The following is a 13,545-nucleotide window of genomic DNA, read 5'->3' as shown; positions in this document are numbered from 1 at the left end:
ATGTCGAGTCGAAATCGGGTTATCTGGCGTGAAGGGCTCTTTATCAAGCCCCAGCACTTCCAGCAACAACAGAGACATTCAGATTACGCGCTGCACGCGCGTTTGAGCGCGCTGTCCGACTATTTCTACGGGCTGCAGTCGCTCGCCATCAACGAGGATTACCTCGGTTTTGGCCGCATCGCGCTGGTGGGGGCCACCGGTATCCTGCCGGACGGCACCGTCTTCAACATCCCGAACGACGATGTGTTGCCGACCCCGCTGGAGATCACCGATGCCTCGGTGGCCAACCAGAAGGTCTATCTGGCGCTGCCACTCTCGGTGAGCGGGGTCAACGAGGTCAATCAGGGCGGTCAGGTGGCCACCCGTTTGCAGGCCCATCGCCACGATGTGCGGGATCTGCACAGCGAAGGGGGCGACGTGGTCTCCCTCGAAGTGGGGCGGGTCAGCTTGCGGTTGATGCTGGAGCGGGAAGATCGCAGCGCCTACGCCTCGCTCGCCATCGCCCGCATTCTGGACAAGCGTCCGGACGGTGGTCTGGTGCTCGATCCCAATTTCATGCCTTGCAGTATCAGCGTCTCTGCCATTCCGACCCTCAAGCGTTTCCTTGGCGAATCGGCTGGTCTCGTGGCCGAGCGGGCTCGCAGCCTCTCCCAGCGCATCGCCGCGCCGGGGCAGCAGGGGGTGGCTGATGTGGCCGAGTTCATGATGCTGCAACTGCTCAACCGGGCTCAGCCCCAGCTCTCCCATCTGGCGCGTCTTGGCACCCTGCACCCCGAGCGGTTGCACGAAGCGCTGGTGCAGCTCTGTGGCGAGTTGATGACCTTTACCGACGAGTCCCGTCTGCCCCCCGAGTTCCCCGCTTATCGTCATGACGATCAGCAGGTGAGCTTCGAGCCGGTGATGTTGGCCCTGCGTCAGGCGCTCAGTACCGTGCTGTCGCCACGTGCCGTCTCCATCCAGCTGCGCAAGCACCAGTACGGCGTCATGGTGGCCATGGTCAACGAGAGCGAGTTGATGCAGAGCGCCGACTTCGTGCTGGCAGTGCGTGCCCGCATGCCGCAGGAGCAGTTGCGCAAACAGTTGCTGCAGCAGACCAAGGTGGCGTCGAGCGACAAGATCCGCGAACTCATCAGCCTGCAGCTGCCAGGTATCCCGCTGTTGCCGCTGCCGGTGGCGCCGCGCCAGTTGCCCTATCACGCCGGTTACAGCTACTTCCAGCTCGACCGTCAGAGCCCTGCCTGGCAGATGCTGGCGGTCAGCAACACGCTCGCCTTCCACATTGCCGGCGATTTCCCCGAGCTCGACATGCAGCTCTGGGCCATCCGTAGCCAGTGATCGCATCAAGGAAACAAGCAGAGATGACCACGGACATTATCAACAACGAGCAACTGAGCGACCTGCTGTTCGATCACGCCGAGCAGCTGGACATGGATTCGGACTACTGGTTCCGCCTGCGTGGCCAGAGCATCAACCCGATGATCGATGCGGTGACCCCGCTGCTGGGGCTGGTACAGCGGGTGCGTCTGTTGTCGCGCTACGACCGGGTGCCCGAGCTTTATCAACGGGTGGTGACCGAGATCCAGGCCATCGAGCAGGAGTTGATGGCTCAGGGTTACGAGAACGGCGTCGTCCTCTCGTTTCGCTACATCCTCTGTACTTTTATCGATGAGGCGGTGATGGGGCGCGATTGGGGCAGCCAGAGCGAATGGTCCCAACACTCCCTGCTGGCCAGGTTTCACAACGAGACCTGGGGTGGCGAGAAGGTGTTCGTGCTGCTGTCGCGTCTGCAGGAAGATCCGGTGCGCTATCGCGACATCCTGGAGTTCATCTATCTCTGCCTCTGCCTTGGTTTTGAGGGGCGCTACAAGGTGATGAGCCAGGGCCGTGACGAGTTTGAACGGATCGTCAAGCAACTGCACAAGCAGCTGTCACTCGAACGTGGCGGTGAGGCACCCAGCGTGTTTCATCTCGACCTCGGTCAGCAGGCATCTCGCTACCAGCTGCGCAAGCAAGTCTCCCTGCGCACCCTGTTTATGGGCGGCGCGCTGATCCTGGCCATCATCTTTGGCCTCTATCACCACCAACTCAATAACCAGACCCAGGACGTACTGCGTCAACTGGGCGAATTATTAAAATAAATACTTAAGGAGAGCACGCCTTGATTCGTATAGAGCTACCGGTACTGGTGGAAAGACTCAACCCCATCTGCCGTCACATGCTGGAGGAGGCTGCGGCCCTCTGTGTCAATCATCAGGGCGCCGAGATCCGCATCGAGCACCTGCTGCTCAAGATGCTGGAGACCCCCCTCAGCGATGTGCGTCAGATCCTCAAACGGGCCGAAGTTGAGGTTGAAGAGTTAAAGAGCCTGCTGCAACCCTCGGCGGCCGATAACGGTTATGGTCAGGGTTATCCCTCCTTCTCGCCGCTATTGGTGGAGTGGCTGCAAGACAGCTGGCTGCTCGCCTCTGCCGAGCTGCAACATGGCCAACTGCGCAGCGGCGTCATGCTGCTTGTGCTGCTGATGACTCCCCAGCGTTACCTGCCGGGCTCGGTGACCCGTTTGCTTGCCAACGTCAATCGCGAGCTGCTGCGCCAGCAGTTCGACGAGTGGGTGAAAGAGTCTGCCGAGACCCAAGTGACTGTTTCTGCCAACGGCACTTCGACTCAGGCCGCGCTGCCCGCCGATGCCAGCCTGCTGGCCCGCTTTACTGTCAACGTCACCGAACAGGCCCGTCAGGGAACCCTGGATCCGGTACTCTGCCGGGATCACGAGATCGATCTGATGATCGACATCCTCTCCCGTCGCCGCAAAAACAACCCCATCGTGGTGGGGGAGGCGGGTGTCGGTAAAAGTGCCCTGATCGAAGGGTTGGCGCTGCGCATCGTCGCAGGCCAGGTGCCGGAAAAATTGCGCGATGTGGAGCTGATGACCCTGGATCTTGGCGCCATGCAGGCCGGAGCCTCGGTCAAGGGGGAGTTCGAGAAGCGTTTCAAGGGGGTGATGCAGGAGGTCAAGGACGCCGTGCGACCTGTCATCCTCTTTATCGATGAGGCCCACACCCTGATCGGGGCGGGCAATCAGGCGGGGGGGCTGGATGTCTCCAACCTCATCAAACCCGCGCTGGCTCGTGGCGAGCTGCGCACCATCGCCGCTACCACCTGGGGTGAGTACAAGAAGTACGTGGAAAAAGATGCCGCCCTGTCGCGCCGTTTCCAGCTGGTGAAAGTGGGTGAGCCTAATGCAGATGAAGCCACCGTGATCCTGCGCGGTCTGCGCAGCATCTACGAAAAGGCCCACGGGGTGCTGATCGATGAGGAGGCGTTGCAAGCCGCTGCCCAGCTCTCCGCCCGTTACATCTCCGGTCGTCAACTGCCGGACAAGGCGATCGACGTACTCGATACCGCCTGTGCCCGAGTGGCCATCAACCTGACCACGCCACCGCGCGCGGTCAGCCATTTGCAAAACGAACTGCGCCAGCGTGAGCTGGAGATCCGTCAGCTGGAGCGCCAGAGCCTGATCGGTCTGGGTGACAACGATGAGCGACTCACAGAACTGAAAGCGGCCCAGCAGACATGCCGTGACACCCTGCGTGAGCAGGAAGCACAGTGGCAGCAACAGCAGGGATTGGTGCATCGGATTGTCGAGCTGCGTGCCGCCCTACTGGCCGATCAGCAGGATGAGATGCTGGCCAGAGAAGCGCTGGATCTCGCCGATGCGCCGCTCGATCCGCAAGCGGCTGCCGAGCAGCTGGCAGGTCTCGAGCGCGAGCTGGCCGAGCTGCAACAGGGTGAGGTACTGGTCTCTGCCCATGTAGACAAGACTCAGATCGCAGCGGTGATCGCCGAGTGGACCGGGGTGCCGCTTAATCGCATCTCCCAAGGGGAGCTCGATGTGGTGACCCGTCTGCCGGAGTACCTTGGCGAGCTCATCAAGGGGCAGGATGTGGCGGTGGCCCACCTGCATAAACACCTGCTGACCGCCCGCGCCGATTTGCGTCGTCCAGGCCGTCCGCTGGGGGCCTTCCTGCTGGTGGGACCAAGCGGGGTTGGCAAGACCGAAACCGTGTTGCAGATTGCCGAGCTGATGTTTGGTGGTCGTCAGTATCTCACCACCATCAACATGTCCGAGTATCAGGAGAAGCACACCGTCTCCCGTCTTATCGGCTCGCCTCCCGGCTATGTCGGCTTTGGCGAGGGTGGCGTGCTGACCGAAGCCATTCGGCAGAAGCCCTACTCGGTGGTGCTGCTGGATGAGGTGGAAAAAGCGCACCCCGACGTGCTCAACCTCTTCTATCAGGCGTTCGACAAGGGCGAGCTGGCCGATGGGGAAGGACGGATCATCGACTGCAAGAACGTGGTCTTTTTCCTCACCTCCAACCTCGGTTTCCAGACCATCGTCGATCATGCCGAGCAGCCTGATGACCTGCTGGATGCGCTCTACCCTGAGCTGGCTGCCTTCTTCAAACCGGCCCTGCTGGCGCGGATGGAGGTGATCCCCTACCTGCCGCTCGGTCACGACACCCTGGTGCAGATCGTCGGTGGCAAACTCAACCGGCTGGTCAAGTTGCTCAAGGAGCGTTTCGGTGCCGAGGTTGTGCTGGAGAGCGAGGTGGCCGAGGAGATCCTGCTGCGGGCCAACCGCAGCGAGAACGGCGCGCGGATGCTGGAGTCCGTCATTGATGGAGCCCTGTTGCCGCCGGTTTCCCTGCAACTGTTGCAGCGCCTCTCGGCCGGTGAGCCCATCAACCGGGTACGCTTCTCGGTGGCCGATCACCAGTTTGTGGCCGAGGTGGAGGGCTGACCATGGAGCAAGCCCTCGCATTCGCCCTCGCGCTCACCTCGCAACGGGATGAACAACATCTCTGCCACTGGTGGAGCTCGACCCTCCATGCCAGCTTCCAGCCCAAAGGACTGCTGCTTGGCATGCTGGACGTGAGCGGCCGCCAGCTGGAGTGCAAAGGGTGGGTCAAGGGGCAGGAGGTTGCGCTGGCGCTGGCGGTAGATGATTTTTCTCATCCACTCGCCTATGTGCTGCACAAGGCGCAATCCCGCACCTGGGATTCCCTCCATGGCGGTGCCCGCATTGAGCATGCCGGTTTTCGCGCACTGCTGGCCAACCTTGGCCAGCAGTGCGGTCTGCATGCCTTTCCGCTCAATGATGGCAACGGCAAGCCGTTTGCCGTGCTGGCGATGATGGACAGTGGCGATGTGTTGCAGGAGTGGGCGGCTCGCCCCGAGCTGGCCAGTCTGGCGCAGGTCTTTTGCAACCAGCTCACCCTGATCCGCGATCTGGGTCGTAGCCGCCGGGATCAGAACGTGTTGCGCGACTCCCTGCGTCAGATCAAGGGGGAGGGGGAGCGCCAGCGCCAGCACGAGAAGTTGCTGGGGGATCAGCTGGTTGGCCAGTCGGCGGTGATCCGCGGCTTGCGCGAGCAGATCGCCCAGGCGGGCCAGCACAAGCTGACCGTGCTCATTCAGGGGGAGACCGGCAGTGGCAAGGAGGTGGTCGCCCGCTTGGTGCACCAGTGCTCCGAGCGCGCCGCCAAGCCGTTCGTTGCCATCAACTGTGCCGCCATCCCCGAGAATCTCATTGAGAGCGAGCTGTTCGGTTATCAGAAGGGGGCCTTCTCCGGCGCCCTCTCCAACAAGACCGGACTGGTGGCGCAGGCCAATGGTGGCACCCTGTTTCTGGATGAAGTGGGCGATATGCCCGCTGCCATGCAGGCCAAGCTGCTACGGGTGCTGGAAACCCGCAGCTACCGGCCGCTTGGGGCAGAGCAGGAGTATCACTCCGATTTTCGCCTCATCGCGGCCACTCATCAGCCGCTGACCCGCCATGTGGAGGAGGGGCGGTTCCGTGCCGACCTCTACCACCGTCTCTGCCAGTGTCTGCTGCTGATCGCCCCCTTGCGCGAGCATATCGAGGATGTGCCGCTGCTCTGCCAGCACTTCATGGCCCAGTTTGCCGCGCAGGATGACAAGGGACTGGCTGGCTTGCAGCGCAAGTTCCTCAAGCAACTGCAAAGTTACGACTTCCCCGGCAACGTGCGCGAACTGCGCAATCTGCTGGAGGTGGCCTGTGCCCACACCCGTCATGGTGAAGAGGTGGGGCTTGGCGCCTTGCCGCCGGAGCTGCGGGATCGGGTCTGTGCCGAGCTGCCTGATGCGCTGGATGATTACAACCATATCCGCGATCTGCGCCGGGCCATGCAGCAGTACGAGGCATCGGTGATTGAAGCGCGCCTGCGCTACTTTCAGGGCAATCGCATGCTGGTAGCCGAGAGCCTCAATATTCCCAAGCGCACCCTTGATCACAAGTGCCAGAAACTGGAGGTGAACTGATGAGCATCATGGGTTTGTTGCCCCTGCTGCTGGCGACCGGCAATGCGGTGCCTCCCCTCGATATGGCGGCGTGGCAAGCGTGTCGTCGCGAGCAATCCCCTCTGGTCCGGCTCGCCTGCTATGACGCCCTCGGCAATGAGGCGACGCAATCAGGCAGCAAGGAGAGCTCCAAGTCTCCGGCCTGGCTGGCGATAGCGGAGCAGGAGTTGGCCCGAGTGCCGGATAGCTCACCCTTCCTGTTGCGACAGGATGAGGAGAGTGGCACGGCGGTATTGACCCGTCCGGCCCTGCGCGGTGCCACCCTGGCGATCGGTTGTGTCAACAGCATCACCCATATTCGTTTGCGGCTGGATGCGCCGTGGCGCGGGGAGAGTGTCGCGGTCGCGCTGGATGGACAAGCGACTCGCAGCAGCCAGAGCTGGTTTATCCGGGATCAGGGATGGCTGCTCGAATATGGCCGCGGTCTGCCCGCCATCGAGGAGCTCAAGCGCTGGATCGGTCATCGTGAATTGCAGGTTCAGGCGGCCAACGGCGCCTTGCTGCGGGTCGATCTCAGCGGCCTGAAAGAGGCGCTGATACCGGTGCGCCAACAGTGTCGCTGGTAGGGGGGAAGATGAGCTATCAACACCCCTGGTGTAGCCGTCTGCTCACCAGCTTGCCGGATGAACAGATCAAAGGGGCCGTGCTGGCCGATGAGCCTCGCTGGGACTATGTGGAGACCGAACTGGTCAAGTTGGGCTCCCTTGCCCACAGCCAGGTCGATCTCAATGCGGTCGCCGAAGCCTGTCTGGGATTGCTGGAGAGCCGCACCAAGGATATGCGGGTGCTGGCCCAACTGCTGCGCTGCCTGCAGCATCCCGCCAAGGCGACCCCGATGGGCGCGGCGCTGAGCTTGCTGGAAGCCTGGATCAAGGCTTACTGGCTGTTGGCCTGGCCCGGGAATGCGACCCAGAAGCAGCGATTGATGGTGCAGATCATCAAGCGCTTCGAGGGTGCCCTGCCGAGGGTGAGCGAGAGCGCCTCTGCGGCGGAACTGGCGCAGTTGCTGGCGCAGGCAGAACAGCTGGAGGCCGTCTGGCTGACCCAGTGCCCTGACAAGGGGGAACTTCTGGATCCTCTGGTGATGGGGTTGAAGCGGGCCCAGCGACAACAGGTTGCCCAGGCCCAGGCAGATGCCGGAGGTCAACCTGCAAGCAGCGCTGCTGCAGCGACCGCCAGTGCTAGCGGCATGGCAGGCACCATGGTGCTCAGTGGCAGCAGCAAGGGCTCCGGGGTCGAGATTGATAGCTCCAACGATCGGGCATGGCGACAGACCCAGCTCAAGGTGGCGGAGCTGCTGATTGAGCGCCAGCCAGAGGTGGCTATCGGCTATCGGCTGCGTCGTCATGCCATCTGGGCCGGCATCACCACCCCGCCGATAACGGCGCAGGGCAACAAGACCCAGCTTGCGCCCATGTCGGTTGACATGGTGGATGAGTATCGCGCAGCCATGGGCACGCCAGATCTGGCGCTCTGGCAGCGCATCGAGCAGAGCCTGACGCTGGCCCCTTACTGGTTCGAGGGGCACAGGCTCTCGGCCGAGGTGGCACAGAAGCTGGGATATGGCGCGGTGGCACAGGCGATCATGGCGGAGCTGGATGCGTTTTTACAGCGCCTGCCAGCGCTGCGAGATCTCACCTTCAGCGATGGTTCCCCGTTTCTCTCCCCCGAGTGCAGCCGCTGGTTGCAGCCTGCAAAGAGCAGTGGGGGCGGCAGCGGACAGGCCGAGCTGGCCGAGGAGGTCGCCTTGCGTCATGGGGAACAGGGGATTGCCGCCGCGCTCGCCCTGCTTGATGAGCGGATGGCACAGATGAAAGAGCCAAGAGCCCGCTTCCATGCCTTGCTGGTGCAGGCGGAGTTGTTGGAGCAGGAAGGCATGGAGGCGCTTGCGCGCCAGCAATATCAACACTTGTGGCAAGAGGCAGATCGCCTCGGGTTGTCGCAGTGGGAGCCCGGGTTGGTCAGCCGCCTGGCCCCCTATGCCACCCATTTGCCGAAATAAGTGCCGAAATGAGTCATTGAGTCGGAGTTGGATCACATTTTATGTTCAAAACCATCTTTACCTTTCTGCGGCAACAGCTGCCGAAACTGAAACCCTCCTGGCCCCTGCTCGGTGTGGTGCTGTGGGTTGTCGCCCTGATCCTGGTGTGGTGGCTGGGGCCTCGCATCGAGATCCGTGATGCCAAGCCATTCGAGCCCTTGTGGGGGCGGGTGGTGTTTACCCTGCTCTGGCTCTGGTTGCTGCTGGGGGTACTCTCCTGGCGGGTATGGCGCAAGATGAAGCAGCTCAAGGCCGAGCGCCAGCATGAGGTGCTGCTGGAACAAGATCCGGTCAAAGGGCTCATCGACAAACAGGCGCAGTTCCTCAATCGTTGGTTGCAAGCCTTGAATGAACACCTTGGCAAGGGGGCGCTCTACGCCATGCCCTGGTATCTGGTGCTGGGTCTGCCCGGCAGCGGCAAGAGCAGCCTGATCCACCGTGCCAATCCGGCCAACAAGCTCAATCCCAGACTCGATACCGAACTGCGGGACGTGGCGCAAGGCCAGCTGGTCGATTGCTGGCTGGGGGAGCAAGCCGTAATGCTGGATCCGGCCGGTGCGCTGTTGTCACAAGCCGAGCCCGAGCTGGACCCGCAAGCTCGCAAGCATGAGCGGCTCTGGTTGCATCTGCTGAACTGGCTCAACGAGCACCGTCGTCGTCAGCCCCTTAATGGTCTGGTACTGACCGTTGATTTGGCGTGGTTGTCTGCGGCCAGCGTGGCCGAGCGCAAGGCGTATGCCCAGCTGATGCGTGCCCGGTTGCAAGAGGTGTCGGCCACCATGAATACCCGGCTGCCGCTCTATGTCACCTTCACCAAACTCGACATGCTGCGCGGCTTTGATGTGGTCTATGAACAGCTGGATAAAGAGGCCCGTGACGCCGTGCTGGGGGTGACCTTCAATCCCGGCAGCAGTCAGGGCAAATCCTGGCAGCAGGATCTGGCGCTGTTCTGGGATCAGTGGGTCGACAATCTCAACCGCAATTTGCCCGAGATGATGCTGGCCCGGCTCGATGCCGCCCAGCGCAACGCCCTCTTCTCGTTTGTCCGTCAATTGGCGGGTCTCAAGGATTATGTGACCAGCCTGCTCGATGAAACCCTGACCATTGAAGAGAGCAAACCACTGCTGGTGCGCGGCGTCTATATCAGCTCCGTTTATCAGCAAGGTGTCCCGTTCGATGCCTTTGCTCAGGCCGCTTCCCGGCGTTACAGCTTGCCCGAGCCTATTCACTCCGCCCTGCGCGGGGAGTCCAACACCTATTTTGTGCGCAAGTTGTTCTCTTCGATCATCTTCCCCGAGGCCCATCTGGCCGGAGAAAATCGGCTGCATACCCTCTATCGTCGTCGCCGGATGGCCATTGGCTTGAGTTGCTTGTCGCTCTTCTCTGCAGCCCTGATCGGTGGCTGGCACTACTTCTACCGGGTCAATGAGGAGGCGGGGCGCAATGTACTGACCAAGGCGCAAGCGTTCACCGAGACCAACGAGGTCGCTGATGAACATGCCTTCGGTGTCAGCCAGTTGCCACGTCTCAACCTTATTCGCGAGGCAACCCTCTCTTTTGGCAACTACCGCGAACGGATGCCGCTGGTGGCAGACCTTGGCCTCTATCAGGGGGATGAGATTGGCCCCTATGTGGAAGGCTCCTATCTGCAACTGCTGGGGCTGCGTTTCCTGCCTGCCCAGATGCAGGGACTGCTGGAGGATCTCAACCGGGCACCGGCTGGCAGCGAGGAGAAGCTCTCCATCCTGCGGGTGATGCGGATGCTCGATGATGCCTCCGGTCGCAACAAGGAGCTGGTGGAGCAGTACATGGCCAGCCGCTGGCAGAAAGCGTTCCCGGGACAGGGGGCGGTCCAGGAGCAGTTGATGGGACATCTTGACTATGCCCTTGATCATACCGACTGGCATGGTGCTCGCGCCGCTCGGGATCAGGCTGCCATCACGGCATTTGTGCCGTTCAAGGAGCCGGTGTATGGCGCCCAGCGTGAACTGGGCAAATTGCCCATGTATCAGCGGGTCTATCAGAATCTGGTGGTGAAGGCGGGTGATGTGTTGCCGCCGGATCTCAATGTCCGTGACGAGGTGGGCCCCACCTTCGATACCGTGTTTGCCCTGCGCAACGAGAGTGCTGGTCAGGTGCCGCGTTTGCTGACCTGGCCCGGGTTCAGTGATTTCTTCCTCAAACAGGACAAGGCGCTGATCGATCTCACCGCCATGGATGCCTGGGTGCTGGGCCAGCGCAAGCTGAGCCAGTTGAGCGAGGCGGATCGCAAGGAGATCACCCGTCAGGTCAACGATCGCTATGTCACCGATTACGTCAACCAGTGGCAAAAATTGCTGACCAATCTGGATGTGCAGACCCTTGCCAGTCCCGAGCAGGCGCTCGATGTGCTCTCGGCCATCACCGGCAACGACCAGCCATTCCAGCGGGTGCTCGCTGCGCTGGATGACAATACCCGTATTCGCAAGATCTCCGATGCGGAAGGAGATCCGGCGCAGGCGATCACTGCCCGGATAGGTCGCCCCTTTATGGCCACCAATGGCGTCTTGACTGGCCGTGGCGAACAGGGGCCGCTCATTTCCGAAGTGAACCAGAAGCTGATTGAACTGCAGCACTATATGGAGCTGATCGTCAATGCCACCGAGCCGGGACAGTCAGCCCTCAAGGCGGTGCAACTGCGTTTGACCAACAAGTACGCCGATCCGGTCTTTGCATTGCAGCAGTATGCCCGTGGTCTGCCCGAGCCGCTCAATCGCTGGGTGGGTCAACTGGCGGATCAGAGTTCGCAACTGGTGATTGATCTGGCGATGTCATCCCTCAATCAGGAGTGGCAGGCGAAGGTGCTGGCACCGTTCAACAGCCAACTGGCGGATCGCTATCCGTTCAACCCGAGCTCTGCCAAGGATGTGCCGCTCTCCGAGATGGAGCGCTTCTTTGCGCCGGGCGGCACCCTGGACAGCTTCTATCAGGTCAACCTCAAACCCATGGTGGAGGGGGGCTTGATGGAGGGAGAGCTGAGCTCACCCATTCAGGCGGAGCTGATCAAACAGCTGGATCGCGCTGCGCGGATCCGCCAGATCTTCTTCAGCCAGCAGGGCAATCTGGAGGTGCAATTTGCCCTCGAGCCCATCGAACTCACCGCCAACAAGCGGCGTAGTGTGCTCAACCTGGATGGCCAGTTGCTGGAGTATGCCCACGGCCGTCGCAACAAGATCCCGCTGGTGTGGCCAAACACCATGCGCGACGGGGCTGAAAGCAAGATCACCCTGGTACCGGCGGCCCGCGAACGTTCACCGCGCAGCGAGGGCTTTGTCGGTCCCTGGGCCATGTTCCGCCTGATGGACAAGGGGGAGCTGACTCAGGTCAACGAGGCCACCTTTGATGTGCGCTTCCCGGTGGATCAGGGTGCCATGACCTATCGGGTCTATACCGACAGCGCCCAGAACCCCTTCACCGGCGGCCTGTTCAGCCAGTTCAGCTTGCCTGAATCCCTCTACTGATCATGTTGGGGGGCGTCATGCCCCTCCGCATTTTGGAATCCGATATGTCACAGAATCAACAAGGCCAGCAGGCATTGAAAGTGGGGCGTGACCCCAGAATGTTGCCGGAGTACGAGGCGCTGCGCGCCGAGATCAACAAGCTTAGCCACGCCTCCCGCCCCGAGGTGGATTGGGTCAGGATCCATCAGCTTGCCAGTCAAATCTTTGAAAAGCACGGGGTGGATCTGCAAACCGCCATCTACTTCACTCTGGCGCGCTCCCGCATTCAGGGGCTGAGCGGCTTTACCGAAGGGTGCGAGTTTCTCGCCAACCTGATCGTCACCCAGTGGGAGAGTTTCTGGCCACCGGTGCATCAGGAGCGGGCCCGCATCGAGATGCTCGACTGGTTTATTGCCCGCATCAGTGACGTGATCCGCCAGTACCAGATCAGCCACGAGGACAAGCGGTTGATCTACCGCTGCGAGCGGGCACTGCAACTCATCAGCGAGAAGCTGCACAACGCCGGTTTGAGCCGCATCCCCCGGGTCGAGAATCTGGTGCACTTTATCGAGGGGTACACCCATCTGTTTGACGAGACCGAGATCGTCATCGTCTCCGATGAGCCGGGCCTCAAGGATGAGCTGCAGATCCCGCCGATGGTCTTCTTCAAATCCGACATGGAGAGCGACCACGGCGCCTCTGTCGGGGCAACCCCGCACCTGCCTCAGGGCAGTATCCTGGTGGGGCGTGAGAAGGGGCAGATGAAGCCGACCGTGCTCAAGATTGAGCAGCACCGCAAACAGCGGCCGGCCTGGTTCTGGTTTGGCTGTGGCCTGCTCGCCTGCGCCTTGCCCATGATGGGATGGCTTGGCTGGCAACATCAGCAGCAGGAGAAGGTCATCGCGGCGCAACGGTTGCAACAACCCGCTGCAGCGTTACCGCAGGCCCTGAGTTATGACGACATTCGCCAGGCGCGCATCGTGTTGGGGGAGCAGACCCTGCAGGGGATGGAGAGCGAGCTGGTGTCGCGTTATCAGGCACAGCTGGACCGGCTGGAGCAGACCTCTCCCCTCTACTGGTACCGCTATGGCGAGGGGCTGCGCAATTCGCTGCAGATGCTCTATCCCGACTCGCTGGCGGTCAAGGCCCTCGACAAACAGTGGCAGACCGCGCTGGCCGGTCAGCAAGGGGATCTCAACCGGGTTCCGACCTATCTGGAGGCGCGCGCCGGGGTCGATGCCCTGATCGATCAGCTGCTGGAGCTGGAGCGTCAGCGCAAGACGGTCACGATTTCCTACCTCAAGTCTCAGCTCTACGAGGTACAGAAGAACCTGATGCAGGAGATCCCGTTCAGCTTGCGCCTGAGCGAACTGGAGGCGCGAAAAGCGTCGCAGGAGCCTATTACGGCTGCCGAGCTGAAAGGGATAGAGAGTGACTTGAAAGCACTCAACATCCGGCTTTACCAACTGCAACAGGGGCTATCCGGTAGCTGATTGCTCTGTTATGCGCAACCAGTTGCGCATATTCCAGATGGTTGCACTGCAGATGCAATATTTGGTAGGGGGATTTCCCTGTTTGCGCAATCCCTTGCGAATGGATAACCCTGTCATCTATCGAAAGAGGTTAACCATTTGATTTTATTTG

General features: G+C 61.3%; 8 protein-coding genes. All 8 read left to right on the top strand.

Annotated features, from left to right (window positions below; genetic code table 11):
* The 8 genes from tssK to I6L34_RS01495 are packed head-to-tail and all read left to right on the top strand — an operon-like array spanning position 1 to position 13,394.
* On the top strand, positions 1-1,335 hold the full coding sequence (gene tssK, locus I6L34_RS01530; RefSeq protein ID WP_021230534.1) for a type VI secretion system baseplate subunit TssK: 1,335 nt from the start codon (positions 1-3) through the stop codon (positions 1,333-1,335).
* 23 nt (positions 1,336-1,358) lie between these two features.
* On the top strand, positions 1,359-2,138 hold the full coding sequence (gene icmH, locus I6L34_RS01525; RefSeq protein WP_019444943.1) for a type IVB secretion system protein IcmH/DotU: 780 nt from the start codon (positions 1,359-1,361) through the stop codon (positions 2,136-2,138).
* A gap of 20 nt (positions 2,139-2,158) precedes the next feature.
* The gene (tssH, locus tag I6L34_RS01520) at positions 2,159-4,801 is read left to right on the top strand and encodes a type VI secretion system ATPase TssH (RefSeq protein ID WP_058058706.1); all 2,643 of its coding nucleotides are present in this window, start codon (positions 2,159-2,161) and stop codon (positions 4,799-4,801) included.
* 2 nt (positions 4,802-4,803) lie between these two features.
* The gene (locus I6L34_RS01515; protein WP_019444941.1) at positions 4,804-6,342 is read left to right on the top strand and encodes a sigma-54-dependent Fis family transcriptional regulator; all 1,539 of its coding nucleotides are present in this window, start codon (positions 4,804-4,806) and stop codon (positions 6,340-6,342) included.
* The gene (vasI, locus tag I6L34_RS01510; RefSeq protein WP_216955432.1) at positions 6,342-6,947 is read left to right on the top strand and encodes a type VI secretion system-associated protein VasI; all 606 of its coding nucleotides are present in this window, start codon (positions 6,342-6,344) and stop codon (positions 6,945-6,947) included. Before I6L34_RS01515 ends, vasI begins: the two co-directional genes overlap by 1 nt.
* An 8-nt stretch (positions 6,948-6,955) precedes the next feature.
* Entirely contained in the window at positions 6,956-8,383 is a 1,428-nt protein-coding gene (tssA, locus tag I6L34_RS01505; protein WP_216955430.1) for a type VI secretion system protein TssA, read from the top strand.
* Positions 8,384-8,424: 41 nt separating this feature from the next.
* Entirely contained in the window at positions 8,425-11,922 is a 3,498-nt protein-coding gene (gene tssM, locus I6L34_RS01500) for a type VI secretion system membrane subunit TssM (protein ID WP_064336275.1), read from the top strand.
* A gap of 44 nt (positions 11,923-11,966) precedes the next feature.
* Entirely contained in the window at positions 11,967-13,394 is a 1,428-nt protein-coding gene (locus I6L34_RS01495) for a VasL domain-containing protein (protein ID WP_216955428.1), read from the top strand.
* The last annotated feature ends 151 nt before the right edge of the window (positions 13,395-13,545 follow it).

Source organism: Aeromonas sp. FDAARGOS 1404 (assembly GCF_019047085.1).
GTDB lineage: Bacteria > Pseudomonadota > Gammaproteobacteria > Enterobacterales > Aeromonadaceae > Aeromonas > Aeromonas veronii.
This window is presented reverse-complemented; position numbering and strand designations above follow the sequence as displayed.